Source organism: Cytobacillus gottheilii (assembly GCF_018582665.1).
GTDB classification, from domain to species: domain Bacteria; phylum Bacillota; class Bacilli; order Bacillales; family Cytobacillaceae; genus Cytobacillus; species Cytobacillus gottheilii.
Genome location: NZ_CP071709.1, coordinates 642,629 through 663,145, shown reverse-complemented (window position 1 = coordinate 663,145; position 20,517 = coordinate 642,629). Strand labels below are relative to the sequence as shown.

At 36.8% G+C, this 20,517-nt stretch carries 19 protein-coding genes and 3 pseudogenes; 6 read left to right on the top strand and 16 right to left on the bottom strand.

Going from position 1 to position 20,517, the window contains the following annotated elements; translation table 11 throughout:
- The first annotated feature begins 140 nt into the window (after positions 1-140).
- On the top strand, positions 141-353 hold the full coding sequence (locus J1899_RS03240; protein WP_214477546.1) for a hypothetical protein: 213 nt from the start codon (positions 141-143) through the stop codon (positions 351-353).
- Positions 346-645: a spore coat protein gene (locus tag J1899_RS03235; protein WP_214477541.1), complete on the top strand. Its 300-nt coding sequence runs from the start codon at positions 346-348 to the stop codon at positions 643-645. The genes J1899_RS03240 and J1899_RS03235 overlap by 8 nt, the downstream gene beginning before the upstream one ends.
- A 164-nt stretch (positions 646-809) precedes the next feature.
- On the opposite strand, the gene J1899_RS03230 is transcribed toward J1899_RS03235, so the two are convergent.
- Positions 810-2,168 (bottom strand): IS1182 family transposase, encoded by a 1,359-nt coding sequence (locus J1899_RS03230; protein WP_214477539.1) that lies wholly within the window; start codon positions 2,166-2,168, stop codon positions 810-812.
- A gap of 534 nt (positions 2,169-2,702) precedes the next feature.
- Here J1899_RS03230 and J1899_RS03225 point away from each other — a divergent pair.
- Positions 2,703-2,845: pseudogene (locus tag J1899_RS03225) on the top strand (IS110 family transposase); the annotation flags it as partial.
- 39 nt (positions 2,846-2,884) lie between these two features.
- Here J1899_RS03225 and J1899_RS03220 read toward each other — a convergent pair.
- The 5 genes and pseudogenes from J1899_RS03220 to J1899_RS03200 all read right to left on the bottom strand — a co-directional run bounded on the left by J1899_RS03220 (position 2,885) and on the right by J1899_RS03200 (position 7,419).
- Positions 2,885-3,631 (bottom strand): alpha/beta fold hydrolase, encoded by a 747-nt coding sequence (locus tag J1899_RS03220; protein ID WP_214477538.1) that lies wholly within the window; start codon positions 3,629-3,631, stop codon positions 2,885-2,887.
- Between the two features lie 72 nt (positions 3,632-3,703).
- Positions 3,704-4,663, bottom strand: coding sequence for an acetamidase/formamidase family protein (locus tag J1899_RS03215; RefSeq protein ID WP_214477536.1), 960 nt, complete (start codon positions 4,661-4,663; stop codon positions 3,704-3,706).
- Between the two features lie 23 nt (positions 4,664-4,686).
- Positions 4,687-5,745, bottom strand: a complete 1,059-nt coding sequence (locus tag J1899_RS03210) for a P-loop NTPase family protein (RefSeq protein ID WP_214477533.1) — start codon at positions 5,743-5,745, stop codon at positions 4,687-4,689.
- 272 nt (positions 5,746-6,017) lie between these two features.
- Complete coding sequence (locus J1899_RS03205) at positions 6,018-6,743, bottom strand: alpha/beta fold hydrolase (protein ID WP_214477531.1); 726 nt, start codon at positions 6,741-6,743, stop codon at positions 6,018-6,020.
- 214 nt (positions 6,744-6,957) lie between these two features.
- Positions 6,958-7,419, bottom strand: a pseudogene (locus tag J1899_RS03200) (VOC family protein).
- A gap of 246 nt (positions 7,420-7,665) precedes the next feature.
- On the opposite strand from J1899_RS03200, the gene J1899_RS03195 reads away from it, so the two are divergent.
- The gene (locus J1899_RS03195; RefSeq protein WP_214477529.1) at positions 7,666-8,154 is read left to right on the top strand and encodes an SRPBCC family protein; all 489 of its coding nucleotides are present in this window, start codon (positions 7,666-7,668) and stop codon (positions 8,152-8,154) included.
- 230 nt (positions 8,155-8,384) lie between these two features.
- Here J1899_RS03195 and J1899_RS03190 read toward each other — a convergent pair whose 3' ends face one another.
- Together J1899_RS03190 and J1899_RS03185 are read right to left on the bottom strand one after the other, a co-directional pair.
- Complete coding sequence (locus J1899_RS03190; RefSeq protein WP_214477527.1) at positions 8,385-8,852, bottom strand: GNAT family N-acetyltransferase; 468 nt, start codon at positions 8,850-8,852, stop codon at positions 8,385-8,387.
- Between the two features lie 195 nt (positions 8,853-9,047).
- Positions 9,048-9,599, bottom strand: a complete 552-nt coding sequence (locus tag J1899_RS03185) for a TetR/AcrR family transcriptional regulator (RefSeq protein WP_214477524.1) — start codon at positions 9,597-9,599, stop codon at positions 9,048-9,050.
- A gap of 169 nt (positions 9,600-9,768) precedes the next feature.
- Between J1899_RS03185 and J1899_RS03180 the strand changes: the two genes are divergently transcribed.
- Positions 9,769-11,214 carry a DHA2 family efflux MFS transporter permease subunit gene (locus tag J1899_RS03180; protein ID WP_214477522.1) on the top strand — a complete coding sequence of 482 codons (1,446 nt, stop codon included), beginning with the start codon at positions 9,769-9,771 and terminating at the stop codon, positions 11,212-11,214.
- Positions 11,215-11,316: 102 nt separating this feature from the next.
- Positions 11,317-13,398, top strand: a complete 2,082-nt coding sequence (topA, locus tag J1899_RS03175) for a type I DNA topoisomerase (protein WP_214477519.1) — start codon at positions 11,317-11,319, stop codon at positions 13,396-13,398.
- A 546-nt stretch (positions 13,399-13,944) separates the two neighbouring features.
- On the opposite strand, the gene J1899_RS03170 is transcribed toward topA, so the two are convergent.
- The 8 genes and pseudogenes from J1899_RS03170 to J1899_RS03135 all read right to left on the bottom strand — a co-directional run bounded on the left by J1899_RS03170 (position 13,945) and on the right by J1899_RS03135 (position 20,516).
- A complete protein-coding gene (locus J1899_RS03170) occupies positions 13,945-14,556 on the bottom strand; it encodes an FMN-binding negative transcriptional regulator (RefSeq protein ID WP_214477518.1) in 612 nt (203 codons plus the stop codon).
- 23 nt (positions 14,557-14,579) lie between these two features.
- On the bottom strand, positions 14,580-15,098 hold the full coding sequence (gene paiA, locus J1899_RS03165; protein ID WP_214477516.1) for a spermidine/spermine N(1)-acetyltransferase: 519 nt from the start codon (positions 15,096-15,098) through the stop codon (positions 14,580-14,582).
- Between the two features lie 23 nt (positions 15,099-15,121).
- Positions 15,122-15,574 (bottom strand): MarR family winged helix-turn-helix transcriptional regulator, encoded by a 453-nt coding sequence (locus J1899_RS03160; protein ID WP_214477514.1) that lies wholly within the window; start codon positions 15,572-15,574, stop codon positions 15,122-15,124.
- Positions 15,575-16,001: 427 nt separating this feature from the next.
- On the bottom strand, positions 16,002-16,466 hold the full coding sequence (locus J1899_RS03155) for a helix-hairpin-helix domain-containing protein (RefSeq protein WP_246586569.1): 465 nt from the start codon (positions 16,464-16,466) through the stop codon (positions 16,002-16,004).
- 15 nt (positions 16,467-16,481) lie between these two features.
- A complete protein-coding gene (locus J1899_RS03150; RefSeq protein WP_214477512.1) occupies positions 16,482-16,952 on the bottom strand; it encodes a GNAT family N-acetyltransferase in 471 nt (156 codons plus the stop codon).
- A gap of 128 nt (positions 16,953-17,080) precedes the next feature.
- Entirely contained in the window at positions 17,081-18,094 is a 1,014-nt protein-coding gene (locus tag J1899_RS03145; RefSeq protein WP_246586568.1) for a serine hydrolase domain-containing protein, read from the bottom strand.
- A 262-nt stretch (positions 18,095-18,356) separates the two neighbouring features.
- Entirely contained in the window at positions 18,357-18,746 is a 390-nt protein-coding gene (locus tag J1899_RS03140; protein ID WP_214477507.1) for a RidA family protein, read from the bottom strand.
- 475 nt (positions 18,747-19,221) lie between these two features.
- Positions 19,222-20,516, bottom strand: a pseudogene (locus J1899_RS03135) (IS110 family RNA-guided transposase).
- Position 20,517: the final 1 nt, after the last annotated feature.

The following is a 20,517-nucleotide window of genomic DNA, read 5'->3' as shown; positions in this document are numbered from 1 at the left end:
TCACCTCCTGGATTTAAAATTCCTTTAAAATGTGAATATTATTCAATGGTAAATTACCGGTTATGGACTATTTTGGGTGGAATATGAGTCTCCTGTTTGAAGAAAGATAAGTGAAGTTTTTAAAGATTGGAGAGATATTCTTGACTAAATATTTAGGACTTCATGAAACACTGGAGACACTCGAGTTAATTGCATTTAAAACTGTTTGTGTAACAAAAGCTGTAACTATGAGCAAATTGCTTCCTGATGGAGATCTCAAGACGATTCTTTCTGGTGATTTAGAATCAGGAAGTCAAGGTCTGCAGCAACTTCAGAGATTTATTACAAACCGGGAGGTGACTCAAAATGACTAATCTCCTGCAAAATATTTCTGGAATGGGAGGATTAACCGAACGTGCAATCGCCTCGGATTTCCTGATTACATCTAAATCTGCCGTCAGAAATCTTGCATTTGCTATTACGGAAACAGCTACACCTGAACTGAAATCAGCTCTTCGCGATCAATTAAGAATTGCAGTGGATACACATGCCAAGATAACAGATTTTATGACTGCCAATGGATATTATCACCCTAATCGTTTAGGTGACCAACTAAATGTGAGACTGCAGGATGCACATACCGCTTTAAACCTTAAAGATCAATAGGGGCAGTATCATTTGTTTTATGCAATAAAAAATCAGCTGCTATTAAACAGCTGACAGATTGTAGACAAAAGGGGTTCGGAATGGTCTCATTCCGAACCCCTTTTGAAGTTTTTTTCTATTTTTATTCATTTAGAGGACAGAATGCAGCTGTCCTATCCTCAGATTTATACTGTTTTTGGGTCCTGCCACGTCCAGTTGGCTATTTTCTTTAAATTCATGGACGCGAAAGTAAGCATCGCTTGCATCGACAATTTTTTAAGTCCCCTTAACGTTGTCCAACGCATTCCATGCTTTTCTTTTGCATCAGCGAAAACACGCTCAATCGTTTCCTTTCGCTTTGCGTATATTGGTTTTACATCTTTGTGATGGCGAAGATGTTCCACTTCCTCCACATATTCCTGCCAAATATGTCGGGTCACCACTTTTTGGCGATTCTTACTCTGTGTACATTGGGGCAATAATGAACAAGTGGCACAAGTCTGTTTCGATGATTTGTATTCACGATAGCCTTCCTTTGTGGTAGTTGAGTAGTTCAAAATCTTGCCCGCTGGGCAAATATAACAATCAAAATGTTCATCATAAACATATTCGTGCTTTCGAAAAAATCCATCCTTTGTACGTGGTCTTGTATAAGGGAGAGCAGGTGTTATTTCTTGTTCAAGTAAGAACTTTGTGATGGCAGGTGTTTTATAAGCTGCGTCTGCGGCAACGGCTTCAGGTTTCCCAACTTTTTCAATCACTTGTTCAACTAAAGGCTCAAGGATTCCACTATCATGAATGTTTCCTGGTGTAACTATATTTCCTAAGATAAATCCGTTGCGATCAGAGGCGGCATGAAACGAATAAGCAAACTGTTTAGTGCGTTCGTCTTTGACGTAGTAGCCACTTTCTGGGTCTGTGGTACTTTCTTTGATCTCTTTTGTTTCCTCTTTTTCAAATTTATCAGGTGGAAATGGCTTCTTCCCATGATCTTCACGGTCATCGTTGATTTCTGTCTGAAGCTGTTCTTGATATGCGCGTGTTTCCTTCCGCACAACTTTCTTCGCAAATTTATGTTTATTCGCGCTTGCTTTTACGTGTGTCGAGTCAATAAAAACATGTTCAGCGCTAATTAATTTCTTTTCCGTGGCCGTTTTTAAGATTCGATAGAAGATCTGTTCAAATAGATCAGTATCTTTAAAACGACGCTCATAGTTTTTACCGAAGGTAGAGAAGTGAGGAACTTTATCATAAAATCCATATCCTAAAAACCAGCGATAAGCCATGTTTGTTTTTAGTTCCTCAATGGTTTGGCGCATGGACCGAATGCCGAAAGTATATTGAATAAAAGTAAGCTTTATTAAAATTACCGGGTCAATACTGGGACGGCCTACTTCTGAATATGTATCTTTCACTAAATCATAAATGAAGGAGAAATCAATAGCAGCCTCCATTTTTCGTACTAAATGGTTTTCAGGCACCAGTTGATCTAACGTAACCATTTCAAGCTGATCACGTTGAATCGAATTATGTTTGGAAAGCATTTTCATCACCTCTAACCTTATTCTTCTTTTATTTTAAAACAAAAAAGACTGTAGGCAAACTCGATTTTCATCGAGTTTGTCTACAGTCTGTCAGCTGCTATTAAACAGCTGATTTTTTCCTTCAATATTTTACACAGGTAGATCTTCAATCTGCCCGTCAATTAAAGAAGAAAAGCAGACAATAACTGTTACCTTTCACACCCTAATCATTGTAAAAAAATAAAATTACCTTAGCCTTATTTCACAAACCTGCCACGTTTGTTACATAAGAAAAGCCGCCTGAATTGGCAGCTGAACTTGAATATTAACAACCGTTCGTAATATAAGGTTAGCCAGATTTATCTGGTTGACCTTTTTATATATGGTCATATGATTACGGTTTGGGGTAGAACTTGGCACACGTGGGACTCAATCCCGCCAACTAAACATGTTCATCCCCTACTTGTATAAACATGTTTCAGGCTGGTTGGGACAAGGTTCCCGTTTAACAAACGAACCCAGGACATTACAAGAAGCCTTTGGGATACCGACAATCCTGTCTTTCAATTTCTAGAGGAGCAAAATTATGTTATATTGTTGTCAATCCTCTTTTCTCACATAGAGCCAAAAGTTCAAGTTTACGGAAGGTAAAAACTGATGCAGTTGATGCCTATCACCTTTGCGAGCTATTTTACAGGTTGCTTTGGTAGTCCACAAAAAAGTACCCCTAAAAAGGACTAAAGCTCTCCTAATTCTGTATGAACATTATTCATAAATAAATCTATAGTTTGTATGAATGTATCTAAATTCGGTTCAAAAATATTATGATCCGATTCATCAAATACGACTAAGTTTGCTTGGGGCATTTTCTCTAAATATTGTTTTCCAGCTTCTAATGATAACGCAGCTCCATTTTTTCCAGCACGAATAATAAGGACGGGGCATTCAATTGATGATAAATCATCCCAAAATATAACTTGAGCTGACTCTTTTTGTATACCATGCAATGCTGTATTGCTCATTCTTTGGGATAGAGGTATCCCCCTCCAAGGCGGTAATGATGAAAAAAACTCAACCCACCCTTGAGGGAGTTGGGTATGAATAGCAGGATAGTCACCAATGATTAATCCTTTAACTAAGTTTTTGTTTTTTAGCGAGTATTTAAGTACGTATGAAACGCTTCTAGAGTAGCCGAATAAAATGAAGTCTTTTAACTCCAGTTGTTTAACAACCGCCTCTATATCACTGATATGATCATCTAAACTATATCCAGTCTCTGGAGTGTCACTTTTGCCACGCCCCCTAAGTGTGATAATGATACAGTGTCTAGGGGCAAGATTTTCAATTACATCAATATAATCTTCGGCCGATTCCGAAAGACCAGGAATAATTACCAAAGAAGTCTCATTTTTAAGATTAGCATTTTCCTCCAAAAAGTGTATGTTAATACCATTATTATTAACCCAACTATCGTTATAATTCATTGGTTATCCCAACCTTTTTAAAGGATTATTTGCTTTAGTTTAAGCATACAATATGTTTATGATTTGAATATTCTATTTTCCTAATGCGTGAAAAGGAAGAAATGCATGAACACCTTTGCAAACATTAACTATTTGAGTTATTCGTAGGTCAACGACCATCGTAGCGTAGGCATACGCCTCAGTTCGTGAGATTTTATATAAAGATGCCATTAAATCTAGCATCTCACTTAAAGCTTTCAAAATAGCTTCTTCAAGATTTTCATGAAATCCCATTGTTAACCAACCAGTATTTGTTTTTGCTATTGGCATTTTAATCTGAATATCATCTCTTACTGTAAAGGTTATATTTACTTTGTCCATAGGACATTCTAATGCGGGCCCACTAACTTCTCCATCTCCCTGCACAGCATGCCCATCCCCTGTAGAAAATAATCCGCCCTCTACCTCAATCGGTAAATATAATGTACTTCCTGCCTGTAACTCTTTACAGTCAATATTCCCTCCCGTAGCCCTAGGTGTAATAGTTGTATGTTGTCCTGGTATACAGGGTGGCATTCCCATAATTCCCATGAAGGGATTTAGCTTTACAGTGAAATCAAAATTTCCAAATTGACTTTTTCCAATCATTTGGTTGATATCTAATTCAAAATCAAGCATCACTTCTTTTTCTTCAATCATTTCCAATTTCTTATTCCAGTAGCTAGGAAATCCCCCCGCTGAAGTCCATCCCCATGAGCCAGGAACAATTTCATTAATCTTAATCTCTAAAGTTTGACCTGGATTTGCATTCCTAATATAGACAGGACCGACTAATGAATGGCCAAATTGTTTTGGCATTCGGGAAGGTTGAACATTACGGTATTTCTTTCTAGGTTCCCCTAATGCTTTCCGCTTCTCGATACCCCACGCACTGTCTAGTGTTTGAAAATGAACTGTATCCCCTGAATCTATTTCTAAAGCAGGTACTAAATCTTTACTAAAGAAACCGTGGAGTGACTTTGAACTCGGATTTAATCGATGAATTTTTGACATATGTGAAGACCTACTTTCAAATCCTAGGATTGTAATTTCCCAATAAATTCTAATTCCGATACATTTTTAGAATCAACTGCACCATTCATAATGTCTTTCACATCTTTCAAAGTATCTTGAAGACCAACAGCTTGACCTGGTTTCTTTGTATAGGACTCGGCAATATAAAAAGGCTGAGTTAAATAGGCTTCAAGTCTCTCGCCTCTTCGATATGTTTGTAGCTCAGAAGTCGGAATCCGTTCTATCCCGCTAACATTTACTAAAGAACGGAGTTCCCGATAACGACGAAGAATTTTAAGGGCTTTTTGTTGAATTGCAAAATGTTCCTGATCTAAATGAGCCCCTTCGAGAACGGATGATGTTGAACTTAAAGGATTAATGGCTGGATAGCGATGTCTTGCAACTAGGTCAGCATCGAATTGCCATAATGTTTCAAGCGGTCCATAAGGTAAATCTTCATCAACAACTTCGCCTGTCAAATCAACGAGGAAAGTTGTTATAGAATGAATTCCAATCCCTTGAAGGTTTTCCTGCAGTTGTTGAATCTCTCCTGTAATAACATGGGTTCTGTCTGCAACAAATATAATATCTTGGTCTCCACCGACATTCGCAATATTGTCATATGTTTCTTCAATTGTATTGGTAACAATTTCTGCATTTTTAGTGACATCATTTAACCCTCGGTGTTCACCTTCAGGAATTAAAAAGATTGTTTTATACGCTTCATTCTTAAACCGATAGAGTAATTCTGCTAATACAACGAGCTGCCCCATTCCTGGGCGAGCAACTAAACCTACAGTACCTCCTTTTGCTAATGGAGCAAATAAATCTAAAGTTTTAATTTGGGTTTCTATGATTTCGGTTTTCTCCGCTCTGATAATCAGATCATCTAAACTGCAAGCAGCTAATGATGCCAATGCAACTAAAGTTCGAACCTCTGCTCTACCAATTGGTATTTTTCCAGTGCATAGATTAGAAACTGTAGCTGGTCGCAAGCCGACTAGCCTGGCTGCACTTGTTAAATTCGGTACTTTCCTGCGTAATAAGCTTACATTTAATTTTAAGTCATTAACTTTTTCCATAACTTACCTCCCTTGCTTATATAGTAAATTAATTACCATTATAAATCAATATAAAATTACTCTAAAAATTAACTTCAAATACTCTGTGAAGTAATAAAGTTCCTAACCTTTCTTAAGAAAGATTGCGTTATCAAAACAAAGAGGTAAGAATTTTATCTTTGAAATTATTATTCCAAAATCTTGCCCGGTTGTTGGAACAAGTTATTCATTGATCTTAAACTAAACTGCCCCTTTTGTTTAAAAAGAAAAAAGCTGCCTGATTAGCAGCTGAATTAATTATTCTCAATTAACTTTTTTATTGCACAGACTACCACTTCCGGTTCGTCATTTTGTATATAGTGAGCACTATTTTCAGCAATTACTAATTCTCCATGAGAGGATATTTCAAGAATCTCTCTCTGCATTTCATTCCATAACTTTTGTGATTCGATAGAATAGTGAGCTTTCTTACCCGCAGAAAGAACAATTAATGGTACATTTAATTTTTGCCTAGTGTCTTTTAACTGCTTTAGGCTTTCCATAAATTCTCCATAATTTCCTTCGTAAACGAATTGCTTGTTATATGCTTGTTGAAAATCTTGTGACATTGTAGGCAGAAATCGTTCTCTGTAATCTTCGGGAGTAGAGTCAATCAAGACTAGTCCACAAACTTCATTTGGATATTCTGTAGCAAACATCCTCATATTTACTCCACCAAATGAATGACCTACTAATATGTAGGGAGGCTTGATCTTGGCTTCACCAAGCAGTTCCTTTAATTCTTTTACCATTTCACGGCTGGTTCTGGGACTAGAATTTGATTCACTTTTCCCAAGTCCTGCTCTATCATAAATTAGTACACTAGAGAGCATTGAAATCTCCCTTAATACTAAATTCCAGGCTTTAGAAAAGTCTCCATATCCGGCATCCATTATGACTGTTGGCTTTCCATTATTCTCTCCCACCAATTTAGCATATAGTTTACATTTACTTATATGTATAAACATTTCCTTATCCATTGATTCATTCCCTCTCATTTGCCAACTATCTTTAGCTAAAATTTAACATTATTAAAACCCTTATTCAATAAACCTGCCCCTTTTGTTACATAAGAAAAGCCGCCTGAATTGGCAGCTGATCTGGAATATAAGCACTTCTTACAACCCTTCACAATTTCATAAATCTTTGAAGAAGAAAAATTAAACTGATAATTTTCAGTATGCAAAACAATGCCTAATTAGCTTCAGGACCTTTGAGTTTTTCCCACTCACTTAAGTACATATCTGGTGTGTTCTCAGTTTCTGAAGAGAGTTTACAGATAAACTCTAATGAATTTCCATCTGGATCATGAAAATACACCATAGCATGGGCTTAATCTGGCATTACAATGGGTTCAATAGGTTTGAAACCGAACTCTTCACGTAAATCAATACCCCTTTGATTTAACCATTGCTTTGCATTTTTTAAATCCTCAAAATCTACCTTAAATGCTATATGTCTTAAGGATGGATGATAATGTGTATTAACACTTTGATCACTTTCCCATAACCCAATCCAGCTATTATTCTCTACTATCCAAAAGAAAGCTGTTTTTTCATACCTAATCGCTAGCTTTAAGCCTAAACCTTTATAGAATTCAATTGACTTATTTAAATTACTTACTGGTAAATGCGCTTCATATAGTCCTCTAATCATTTGTATAACCCCCTTTCATTAAATTTTATATTCAAATGAAATTATTACCTCCAGGAAAAGGTTGAAATCCTCTACAACTTAAGTTGTAGAATTATAGGAAGAAAAATCGAAGAAGACACTCATTGATAGCAGGCTCTTCAGTATAAGCACTGGTATGTAAAATAAGATTATTAATCTTTTGTAATTTTCTTAACAATGATAATATTAAGGTGTAATTATTTTACAAATAAAAAGGAGAGGTTTTTTTTGAAAAACACCACAAATGATAAAAATATTATAAAAGAAGTAACAATTAATGCACCAATAGATCTAGTGTGGTTTGCCTGGACAATTTCTGAAAGGGTTTCTGAATGGTTTGCGCCTGAGACAGTTGTAGAAGCTATAGAAGGTGGTGCATATGAACTTTACTTTATACCTGGAAATACTGAGGGTATGAATACAAAGGGGTGTAAAATCACAAAACTTATTAATGAGAAAGAGCTTCATTTTACTTGGAAAGGGCCAGACCAATTTGAGACATTAATGAACAATGAAAATGAATTAACAAATGTTAATGTAAGTTTCAAATCGATCAATGAAGACTCTACCAAAGTCATTATTGAACATAATGGATTTAAAGATAATGAGGACTGGACTGATGCAATCAATTGGCACCAAATGGCTTGGTCGGGAGTTCTTGATAGTCTAAAATCTGCTCTCGAAAAGGGCGAAGGAAATTTATGTTGCCAACCTTAAAAAGGATATTTACATACATCATCTAAATTTTTATTTATGTAGATGGTGTATTTTTTTTCTAAAAAGCATGTAGAACCTATCCTATGATGTAACAATAGTTGTTGAACTAAACTGCCCCTTTAGCTTCATAAGAAAATGGCTTCCCTTTTATTTAAGGAAAGCCCCGTAATTGAAGCACAATAATTTACACTTACTTCTTGCTAAAAGTATTATCTGAGTTAGCCTGTAGATTATAAATGATAACTCATTATAATAAGCTCACCTTTTTTCCCTATTTTCCGAACACCTTCATCAACATACCCGCACTTTTGGTAAAGTTTCTGTGCTACTACGTTATTTACATTAACAGCTAATACAATTTCATTAATTCCATTAAAATTCTCTTTAACAAACTCAGGTAAAAGCATTAATGACTTCTTCGCATATCCCCTGCCTTGGTAGAGGAAACCGGTTGAAAATGCTCTTAATAAAATTGAATTATTATTATTAGAATATGGCTTTACCCCTTCATTTCTATGTAAAACGAAAAAAGTTACAAGTTTGTCCTCTTCCAATGCTAAGATTGAATAGCGATTAGAATCTTCTTCTGATAATTTTATACAATCTTTGGGATGTCCAGTATAGCAAAGTTGTTCCTCAGTCAATTCATAATTTTCGATAGCATTTTTAAATCTTTCATCGTATAAATAAAGTTGCATTTCAGCCTCTCCCTAACAGAATGTTTGTTCCTATATTTTAACAGTTATATTTTGGGGGTTCAATATATTATTAATTAAGCGTTCTTCAACAAAACTGCCTCGTTTATGAAAAAGAAGAGCTGCTTGGCTTGGCAGCTCTGAAACATAAGTACCCGTTAGCTGAATAACATATCATCTAATTTTTTTGTTTGTTGATTAAGAATCATGTCTGTACATTAAATAAATTTGTTCAGATATATAATCCGAACTATAGTGAAGCCCTTTTCTTATCCACCACATAATGATGCCCACCAATGAAGCTGTCCTTATCTCCATTGAAACATATTCGGCAGGGATGTCTCTCTCCGTGTTCTCTCTTCTCATTTTTATCAGCTGCTCCAAGAGCAAGTACAATTGTTCCTCAAATCGACTGATACTTAGTAATGTAAGCAAGTACCCTCGATGGATATATAAGTAATCAAGCAGTTGTGTTAGCTGCTGTTTCTCTGACAGCTCAGTTGCATGTAATAATCCTTCAATCTTATTTGAGATCTCGTTTACGATATCCTTCGTGATATGTGTGAGTAAGTCCTGTATATCCTGATAATGCAAATAAAAGGTTGTTCGATTCAAACCAGCTTGGGCAGCAACTTTTTGAACACTTAAAGTAGAAATGGATGCCCCCTCGCTTAAAAGAGAGAGAACGGCATTTCTAAGCATCTCTTTTGTACGGATAGTCCGAGGATCTTCTTTTTTTGATATAGACATATATAAACCCCTTTGTAGATTTTTTTAAGCTTTATCAACAATCAATAACCTTAATGTTGACTAGTGGACATTCGAAAATAAACTGTTCATGGTCATCAAAATATATTTTTGTTACCATTAATTTTATCGACAATTTGTTGATAAAGCAATCTGAATCGAGGGGTTAGGAATGGATAAGCAAATAACAGAGACAAATAGGAAGGTTTTATTAGTTGTACTGATTGCTGGGTGCTTCTTATCAACATTGAACCAGACTCTACTAAATGTGGCAATGAGTGATTTCATGGACGTTTTTGCTGTGAAAGCTGCAACAGTACAATGGCTGTCAACAGGGTTTATGCTTGTAAATGGGATTTTGGTGCCAATAACCGCCTTCTTAATGAAACGCTTTTCAACAAGGCAGCTGTTTATCAGTTCCATGTTTTTTTTGCTGGCCGGATCTGCACTTTGTGCTTGTGCAATGAACTTCGGCATGCTGCTGACGGGGAGAATGATACAGGCAATCGGTGCAGGCATTATTATTCCTTTACTAATGACTGTGATTTTATATTTGTATCCGATTGAAAAGCGCGGAAGTGTTATGGGGACGATTGGCTTTGCGATGATATTTGCACCTGCCATAGCTCCAACATTATCAGGGTTCATCGTAGAATACTATTCCTGGAGATGGCTTTTCATTGGGCTGATCCCCTTAGTATTAATCGTTATTATCCTAGCATTCAAATATTTAATGAATGTTGGAGAAACAGCAAGAACAAAGCTGGATATCTTAAGCGTCTTTTTGTCAACAATTGGTTTTGGATCTATTCTGTTTGGTTTCAGCAGTGCAGGAAGCAAGGGATGGGATAGTCCCATCGTCCTTACAGCCATTATCATTGGACTTATCGTTACGACTTTATTCTGCTTGCGACAGGTTAAATCAGATGAACCGTTGCTGAACCTGTCCGTTTTTAAGTATAAAGTGTTCACCCTGACATCATTGATCAATGTACTCGTTACCATGATTATGTATGCAGATTTAATTCTCCTGCCAATCTATTTACAGGATGGAAGAAGTTTCACAGCCTTTGAGGCTGGCCTGCTTTTATTGCCAGGAGCAGTGATCAATGCCTTCTTATCTCCTGTTACAGGCCGGATGTATGATAAGTACGGTGCAAGGCCACTCTTTATCACCGGGCTGCTGTTTATCATTATCTCCATGTGGGGTGTAACTGATTTAACTGAGTCAACCACCTATCTGTATTTGATGATAAGGACAGTTATTTTAAGAATTGGTTTGAGCTTCATTACGATGCCTCTGAATACAGCCGGATTGAATGCACTCCCAAGAGAGTTGGGCTCACACGGTTCAGCAGTGAATAATACTGTTCGACAATTAGCAGGTGCTGTAGGCACAGCCGTTGTCATGACCGTGTATTCCATCCAAACAGCTTCGCATGCAGCTGAGCTAGCTAAGGAAGCGGGAAGAATCTCCTCTGGTCAGCTGGCAAAATCAGCTTCCATATTTGGTTCAAGTGACTCCTATTTATTTATGCTGGTCCTGTCTGCTGCAGCATTGGCACTTTCCTTTGCTATGCCAAAAAAGAAAGTGGTGTCAAAGCAGAACCAATCATAAAGATTTTAGCTGCCAACACTTCAATGAAGCATATCTAACTCTTGGATATGCTTCATTTTTCATAGGTGTTTATCCACTTTAGTTATTAAAGGAGGTTTATTCGTGTCAGAATTTCTTGTAATTGTTGAATCCCCGGCAAAAGCAAAAACAATTGAACGATATCTTGGAAGTAAATATAAAGTTAGGGCATCGATGGGGCATGTTCGGGATCTGCCTCGAAGTCAAATGGGAGTGGATGTAGAAAACAACTTTTCTTTAAAATATATTACCATTCGAGGAAAAGGCCCTGTATTAAAGGAATTAAAGGCTGCTGCCAAAAAGGCCAAGAAAGTTTTTCTTGCTTCCGATCCTGATCGGGAAGGTGAAGCAATCGCAAGGCACTTAGCACATAGTCTGGAAGTTGATATCAAGTCTGATTGTCGTGTGGTATTTAATGAAATCACGAAAGAAGCAGTACTTGAATCCTTCAACCGCCCGCGCCCCATCAATATGGATACTGTAGAAGCCCAGCAGGCACGCAGGGTACTAGATCGGCTTGTTGGTTATAACATCAGCCCTCTTCTTTGGAAAAAAGTAAAAAAAGGGTTGAGTGCGGGAAGAGTTCAATCGGTTGCAGTACGGTTAATCATTGACCGGGAAAATGAAATTAAAGCTTTCATTCCAGAAGAATACTGGACGATCGAGGGTGAATTTCTAAAGCACAAAGAATCGTTCAGTGCCTCTTTTCATTCATTGGTTAATGAAAGCAGAACCGAACTAAACTCCGATCAAGATGTTCAAGCAGTATTAACCCAAATGAGGGATCATAAGTTTAAAGTCATCTCTGTTGCCAAGAAGGTGCGAAAAAGAAACCCTTCTCCTCCATTTATTACCTCTACCCTCCAACAGGAGGCGGCAAGAAAATTAAACTTCCGGGCAAAGAAAACGATGATGCTTGCACAACATTTATACGAAGGGATTGAACTTGACAAGGAAGGTACCGTTGGTCTTATTACTTATATGAGGACCGATTCTATCCGTATCTCTGACACGGCACAAGCTGAGACATCTGCCTATATTGAAACTAATTTTGGGAAGGAATATTTACGGGAAGGGGCTCAGCCACGAGAAAAGCAAGCGGCCAATGCCCAGGACGCCCATGAAGCAATACGCCCGACTAGTATAGCAAGAGATCCAGACAGTATAAAAGGCCATCTGACGCGTGATCAATTCCGTTTATACAAGTTAATATGGGAACGATTTATGGCAAGTCAAATGGCACAGGCCCTTATGGATACAATGAGTGTCGATCTGCAAAATGGCAGTGTCATTTTTAGAGCGACAGGGTCAAAAATTAAATTTCCTGGTTTTATGAAGATTTATGCTGAAAGTACTGATGACCAGAATGATGAAAAAGAGAACAATCTCCCCGCCCTGAAAGAAGGAGATGAACTCTTCAAGAAGACGATTGAACCTAAGCAGCACTTTACTCAGCCGCCGCCTCGCTATACCGAGGCGCGGCTCGTCAGGACACTCGAAGAACTTGGCATAGGCCGGCCTTCAACATATGCCCCTACATTGGACACGATTCAAAAACGTGGATATGTCTCCATTGATAATAAACGCTTCCTGCCAACTGAGTTAGGTGAAATTGTCCATGAGGTAATGGTGGAATATTTTCCGGAAATCGTGAATGTCAAATTTACGGCTAGGATGGAAAAGGGACTGGACAATATAGAAGAGGGGCGGGAGACCTGGCTAGATCTGATTGATTCTTTTTACAAAGATTTTGAGAAATATTTAAGAGCAGCAGAGGAGCAAATGAAGGAAATCGAAATAAAAGATGAACCTGCTGGCGAGGATTGTGAAAAATGCGGCAGTGCAATGGTATTCAAGATGGGACGCTATGGGAAATTCATTGCTTGCAATAACTTTCCGGAATGCAGAAACACCAAAGCAATTATTAAGGAGATAGGCGTAACCTGCCCAACTTGTAATGAGGATAAAATTGTCGAGAGAAAAAGTAAGAAGAATAGAATTTTTTATGGATGCAGGAGTTTTCCAGCATGCAAATTTATTTCGTGGGATAAGCCTTTACCCAGAAATTGTCCCAAGTGCAAAAGGTTGCTTGTTGAGAAGAAACTAAAAAAAGGTGTACAAGTGCAATGCCTTGAATGTGATTATGAGGAAAATCACCAGGATTAATTCTTATCAATCCAGAGGTAGATTGACTACTTAATAATCTTTTTTTATCACAACTAGCAAAAGCATATCTTTTCTACAGACTGATTCAGGGATTGGGACTAATGTATGTCAATAATTAGTTAGGATTGCTTATTCCTACATGTGAACCTTAACCTCCTCCATACTAATCTTGCTAGATTAATTAAAACCACATGTGCTCTTTCTAGCAATTTTTGTGTTGGCACTTCCTTCTAAATAACTCTTGTAGGAACAGCAATCCAACTAATCACACTCTTTTGAAAACAGGTACTTGATCCGTACCTGTTTTTTTTAATGTCTGTAGGATGGTTAAAGGTTATAAATAGGATCGCCTTCGCTAAACTACATGAGTCTATTCCGCCATACCAGTTTTTTCTTATTCCACAAACCTGCCCCTTTAGCGACATAAGAAAAAGGCTTCCCTTTTACTTAAGGAAAGCACCCGTTTGTTGAATAAAAACAAAGTGAAATTCTCTTTTAGTCTTTTCACTCAAAAGCTATGGAATGCTTCATTAACATTGCCAATCTTTATTTTTCTCTATTTTTCATAATTTCGGCTAATGCCTTTGCGTTTATATCTTTCTCATTATGCAGTTCCTCAATTATGTTTTGGTAGTCCTTTTCATTACGATTCTGACTCAGTTTATAGGCAGCATGAATTTCCTCTACTTTAATTTTGAAACCAACAATACCTTTTAACTCTTTTTCCAACAATACAGGAGAAAGCTTTTCCCATAGTATGGGGTTTTCACGATGGTTTTCGTATTTATGCAGTAACCTTTGCAGGTCCTGTTCCAACTCTTTATCGGACAAAATACTGGCCTTTCCGTATATATGGACTGCTTGATAATTCCATGTCGGGACATTTTCGTATTCATACCACGAGGAAGAAACGTAGGCGTGAGGCCCCTGAAACATTACCAATACTTCTTCAGCGGTTTCAAATGTGCGCCACTGGGGATTCCCATAAGCCATATGCCCCGTTATATATAATGCTTCCTTTTGTACCAGTTGCATCGGCAAATGAGTCGCAATTGGTCTCCCTTTTTTTGTTGTAACAAGCGTCCCAAACGAATTTAGCTGAATGAATTCCCGGATTTCGTCTTCATTGGTGACCTTAAAATATTTTGGAATATACATGATGATCCACCTTTCACTAAAAACTAATAGAGTATTTTGGTCATAATCAAGTCTACTTGCTCATCATCACCCATATAAAAAGAGTGAGCACCCGTTTGGAAAAATCCTTTTTTCTTATAGAATTCTATGGCATTCTCATTTTCTTCCCATACCCCAAGCCAAATTTTCTCTTTCTTCTGTTCTTTCGCTACTTCCACTGCTTTATTCATCAGGTTCTTTCCTAAACCATGCTTTTGGAATTTCTTCTTCACATAAATTCGCTCGACTTCAAGTGAATCATCGCCCATCACTTCTGATTGGGCATCACCGGTATTGATTTTCAGATATCCAGCTACTTCCTGATAAATATAAACAAAAAAGAATTGCGAAGATGGATTGGCTAACTCTTGTTCTAGTTTGTTCAGGTTGTATGCCTTTTCCAAATAGGCATTTAGGTGTTCTGCTGAATTATGGTGTTTAAAAGTCTCAGTAAATGTTTCCACACTGATTGACTGAAGTTCACGTAAATCTTCAATGGTACATTCCTTTATTGTCATCGTCATTAAAGCAGCTCCTTTAGGTGGTGTTAGTAATTTCTCCTGTTTCCCTTTTTAACAAAATCCCAGTCTTTTTCAATATTTTTTCTAATCCGCTGCAGATAATCAAACGTATTTTCTGCTTCATTTTTAGTAAATCCTGCTAATGCAACTAAATTCGAATATTCATTTTCTCTTTTAATGAAAGGGTAGACCGAAATTCCTTTCTCAGTTGGATAAATTTTTTTTATTTTTTTGTTGTGTTGATCATCTTTCTTCTCTATAAACCCATTCAATACTAGTTTTTGGATAGCACGAGTTGCAGTGGATCTGTCCACTTTAATCAAATCGACTAACTGTTCCTGGATAATTCCCGGGTTTTCACATATTCGCACCAGATACAAATACTGGCCTTTTGTTAGTTCAAGCTCCTTGAATTCTATATTACTTATCGAATCCAATGCCCTTGCGATCATGCCGATTTCACGCAAAATTTCTTTCACAATTAACACCTCAGTAGTTTTTTGTTGCCAACGTAATAATAAAGATCTAAATTTAATTTAAATTATTTTTATTGCATTTGCAACAAAAAAAAAAAAAAACAATTAGTAGGTTGATTAGGAAGAAATATTTTTTTATGTAATAGGAATTGTTCTGTTAACCTTTGGCTTTTCATTAAAAATACAATCCGATATAAGAACATTTCCCTTTGATGCCTTCTAGTGAGATTTTCCTTAGATGCATGGCTTACGATTGAATGTTGGGAGGTAGTAACAGCTTTAATATGATAAGTCAGTTAGCACCCTTACTATCAAAAGTTAGTCGCGACACTTTCTTCAACAAACCTGCCCCTTTTGTTACATAAGAAAAGCCGCCATATTTGGCAGCTGATCTTGAATATAAGCAACCGTTCGATATGAGTTCCTTTTTCTACTTTTCATACCATGCTATTTTTGGCCTTGAAGTTGGATAACCGTTTTGTTGTCTATATAATTTTCTTTCTGCTGTAAAGTCAAACCACTGTTTTTCACTTTCGGGAAAATTTGCATGATGAATAATACAAATAATTTGGTCTTCAACACAAGAATCAGTCCAGCATCCAAGTTTCAACTCTAAGTTATGGAATATCTCCGTCCAATTACCTGCTTTTATTTGTTCCATGCTAAAGTAACCCAAATAATTTACTACCTTAAAGGCTAATTCATAACCAATAGAAGGTACTTGCTGAAATGTTGCTAACCCTTTTAACGTTCTTGCCCGTTCATTTGATACACTAAACATATCCTTAATTTCTTCTAACTCCAACTTGTGCAAGGAACTTAATTTTACTTTCATTTTCCTTAAGATTTGTTTTTCCTCTTCTGTTAATGGTAACTTTGGCCTTTTTTCTCTCAAGCATTACCCCTCCAATTAAGAAAGTGGTTTTGACATATCCATCATATTTTTAAATCCAAGATTTTCATAAACACTTCTTCCAGTTGAACTTGACCACAGTCTTGCTCTTTTTGCCCCTTTTTGTTTAAGCCATAAGCAAATTTCCTCTACTAATTTATTGGCTAATCCATTATTCCGATGTTCTTTAAAAGTATATACCGCTAATACCCAACCGAATAGGCTTTGTTCCTCGGCAAGTGGGTAGGGGTACTCTGTCCTGATTAAACCTCCTGCACAAGCAACAATATTTTCATCACTATCTACGGCAACCCTGAACTTTAAATTACCTGTATTAAATTCTTTTACAAATAAGTTTTTAACTTTTTCGACTCTATGTAATTCTGGCTTTGGAATGCCATCAATTTCTCCCATTTCACATGCCATTCTGTACCAATAGTCTGCCATAATAGTAATTTCTTCATTAGTAGTCCATCTTGTTTCATACATTCTATAACCTCCTAACTTTTAGTATATATGTTTTTGTTTATTAAACTAAACTAACTGCCCCTATAGTACCATAAGAAAAAGGCTCCCTTTTATTTAAGGAAAACACCCTTTACTATAAGTATATCTCTTCATAATCTTCTCTTTTGAAAAGTATCAGCAACTAAATTACTAAATTCTCTTAGGTAGTAAAGATAATTTTCGCCACCATAGTTATATCGCTTGTTATACATTTTCGCTACTACAACATTGTATTCTGGAATCACCAAAAGAGTGGGACCTGTTATTCCTAAAATTTGATAAGAACCTTTTGGAACCCTTTCTCCAATCTCACTGTAAACAGTAGGAGTACCTTGTACATACCAAAACAAACTATTTTGTGGAAGCTTATTATCTTTGTAAATAGGGCTCTGAATTCGAGTTGCAATCTCAATCACTTCGCTTGGAACAATTTGTTTTCCATTTACAAACCCTTTGTTTAGATGAAGATTTCCCCATTCTGCAAATTCCCGTGCAGATGTATGTAAATTTGATTCCGTTCCATCAGCGTAACTCCCCAACTTGAATGACCCTTTTGCTTCTGGGTCAATAATTTCTTTAACTAATAATTCGTTCTCTTTCGTTTGCCAGGCTGTTTCCTTAAAACCTAATGGTGAAAACACCCTTTCTTCTAAAAGAGCTGGAAAACTCATATTAAAGAGACGATTCACTAGCCTGGTCATCATTAACACATTTACCCCTCTATAAGCCCAGCCTTGTCCTGGTTCAAACTCTCGAAATATAGCCCCGTTCTCTTTTTCGTGTAAACCGTGTGAATGAGTTACTAAATGGCGTATTGTTGTTTTACCAAGTAGTTGCTCATCTATATCTTCAAAATAATTAATTGCATAGTCATCAAGGCTTTTGATTTTTCCTTCATAAAGAGCGTAAGCCACCGCTAAACCAAGATAACTTTTTCTTGCGGAAGCTATGTTGAATTGAGAAGATGATGTGATCGGAACTGCATCAGTGGAATTAGAATGATAACCATTATAGTGTTCTAGTATTACTTCATTATCTCTTAGAATATATAATGATGAAGCACTACTCTGATTTTTTTCTTTTATTTCTTCCAACCAAGTAATTAAATCGCTAAGTTTATCCAATATGTTTTCTCCTTTGTCCATGACTTCTTAAGAAGAATTCTTTACAAATTTCAGTAATCCTTCTTCAACAATACTGCCCCTATAGCACCTAAGAAAAAGCTTCCCTTTTTATCTAAGGAAAGCACCCGTTACTATAAGTACGACTTAGCACAAAGTCGTAGTTTGCTTTAAACAGAACATATTATTTTATCATCAAATAAAAAATATCCCACAACGATAATAGATTACAATAAATTGCTGGCAGAAAACCGTCTCAACTACATCAAATACCTTTACAAGCCCATGCATCAATTTCCACTTTAAACGGAGGTGCTGCTAGTGCTACTACATGCATCACTGTAGTACAAGGAAGATGTTCTCCGAGAAAATCTCCAATTATTCTTCTTCGTAGTTCAGGTTCAAAATCTCCAACTAAGTAAAATATCATTTTTGTTAAGTCTTTAATCTCCATTTCCGCTGCGTCAAGATTCTTCTTTATATTTTCTAAAGCTAATTGCAGCTGCTCTAATGGATTTTCTGGTACAGTTCCATCTAAAGTCATCCCTAATTGTCCAGATAAATTTAACCATCTATTCGGACCTGTGACCTCTATTTGGTGCACATAAGGAGCCACTGGATTGTGTATTGTATCTGGATTTCTTGAAGTTTTCACTTTTGATCATTCCTTTATATATTATTTTTATTTTTTACCATACATTTCATCTCTTCTTCGACAAACCTCCCTCAATAAACAAACACTTATCTCTTAATTACGCAGTTTTTCACCGTATTGCTATCTAACTTATTTAACTTTACAGATTTGATTAGAGAGAAAGAACACAATCAAGCTGTTTACGAAGAAAATGAGCGCAAGAAACTAGCCAACCTTCGGTTAATTTCTAAAAGTTGGATAAATAGGTATGTACGCACCAATGGATGTCCACATCTCTTATGGGGGTCTACCCTCCCAAGTCTCACAGAGTCTACGCTCCTACATTCCTTCGTTCAACCTTTCCATAAGGTGGATGTCGGTCATGCTGCCCCACAGGATCTAAGTCCTTACGTTAGTTGCTTTGCCAACTAATCCCATGCTGATTTTGTCTGTTCATCTTTTCATATCTATTGATTAATCGTTCGTTTAATAGTGATTAAGCTGCTATTGGTTCTTGGATAAATGCATGCATATGGGGGATGTCCTTCAACATCTTCTCTTCTTGAAACACAAACTGTTTCTTACCAATAGAGAAAAGTATACGGATGACCTTATTACATAAAGCAATTAAAGACTGCATCTTTTTCAACGGATTTTCAGGTCTCGTTGTGTAGTAATGATGGAGGGCTTTAAAGGCTTTGTTCTTGGCTACTAGAATCATAGAGGCCCGGAATAACAATGCTCGTAATTTCTTTCGACCACGTTTGGTTATCCTGGTTCTCCCTTTATGCTTACCTGATGTATTTTCTTTTAAGCTAAGTCCAGCCAGTTTAGTTATCTGGCGAGGATGATTGTATTCACTCAAATCGCCTACTTCAGCGAAGAAACCCGCCACTGTATCGCGGCCAATTCCTGTTATTTCTAACATTTGATCAACGCCTGGAATATCTTGAAGTAGTGTATCCAGAGTTTGGTCAAGCTCTTCGAACTTTTTTTGAATGAGTTCATACTTTTGGATTAACGTTCTTAACTCCATTTTAGCCATCATGGCACCCTGACGGATGCCAATTGAGCGATTGGCTGCTTCTTTTAAGGCACGAATCTTCTTAATCCCTATACTGCGTTTCACTGCTTGCCTAAGGTATTCTAGTAATTCTTCTTCTGTATATCTCACCAGTTCTTCCGGTAATGCTTCAAGCTTTAATAAATGAAGAGCTGCCTTCCCTTCCCAACTTTTAAAGACAGTAAAGAACTCTGGAAAATATCGATCAATCCAGTTGTGTACCTGTCCTTGCACTATTTGTAAGTCTACATTTAATAGATCACGTAATTTCTTAGCCACACGCAGTTCTGCAAAAACTCCTTGTGGTATCGTTGGTTCGGAGTATCTACCATCTTTGACTAGTTGTGCAATGACTTTTGCGTCTTTAACATCATTCTTAGTTGGAGAATTATCGTCTAGTTCCTTACTGTGCTTGACGTGTAAGGGGTTGACCGTGACAAACTTAATCTGTTCCTCCTTTAGAATATGAGCTAAATTAAGCCAATAATGGCTGTTGGCTCCATTCCAGTAATGACAAACTCCATTTCGTATGAATCTTTTATTTGATTAATCCAATTAATAAATGTCCTAACTCCCTCTTGAGTATTATCAAAAAAGCAAGTAGAACCTAATTCTATTCCACGATAATCCTGTGCTCTAGCTACATGATGATGTTTGGCAATATCAATACCAATGATTAAGGTTTTTGGTGTAATTTGAGCTATTTTATGATTTTGGTTATAATTCATT

What these genes read in the sequence shown, in the direction of transcription:
- J1899_RS03235 (WP_214477541.1), top strand. Translation starts at nt 346, where the DNA reads ATGACTAATCTCCTGCAAAATATTTCTGGAATGGGAGGATTAACCGAA.
- J1899_RS03230 (WP_214477539.1), bottom strand. Translation starts at nt 2,168, where the DNA reads ATGCTTTCCAAACATAATTCGATTCAACGTGATCAGCTTGAAATGGTT.
- J1899_RS03220 (WP_214477538.1), bottom strand. Translation starts at nt 3,631, where the DNA reads ATGAATTATAACGATAGTTGGGTTAATAATAATGGTATTAACATACAC.
- J1899_RS03215 (WP_214477536.1), bottom strand. Translation starts at nt 4,663, where the DNA reads ATGTCAAAAATTCATCGATTAAATCCGAGTTCAAAGTCACTCCACGGT.
- J1899_RS03210 (WP_214477533.1), bottom strand. Translation starts at nt 5,745, where the DNA reads ATGGAAAAAGTTAATGACTTAAAATTAAATGTAAGCTTATTACGCAGG.
- J1899_RS03205 (WP_214477531.1), bottom strand. Translation starts at nt 6,743, where the DNA reads ATGGATAAGGAAATGTTTATACATATAAGTAAATGTAAACTATATGCT.
- J1899_RS03190 (WP_214477527.1), bottom strand. Translation starts at nt 8,852, where the DNA reads ATGCAACTTTATTTATACGATGAAAGATTTAAAAATGCTATCGAAAAT.
- J1899_RS03185 (WP_214477524.1), bottom strand. Translation starts at nt 9,599, where the DNA reads ATGTCTATATCAAAAAAAGAAGATCCTCGGACTATCCGTACAAAAGAG.
- J1899_RS03180 (WP_214477522.1), top strand. Translation starts at nt 9,769, where the DNA reads ATGGATAAGCAAATAACAGAGACAAATAGGAAGGTTTTATTAGTTGTA.
- J1899_RS03170 (WP_214477518.1), bottom strand. Translation starts at nt 14,556, where the DNA reads ATGTATATTCCAAAATATTTTAAGGTCACCAATGAAGACGAAATCCGG.
- paiA (WP_214477516.1), bottom strand. Translation starts at nt 15,098, where the DNA reads ATGACGATGACAATAAAGGAATGTACCATTGAAGATTTACGTGAACTT.
- J1899_RS03150 (WP_214477512.1), bottom strand. Translation starts at nt 16,952, where the DNA reads ATGTATGAAACAAGATGGACTACTAATGAAGAAATTACTATTATGGCA.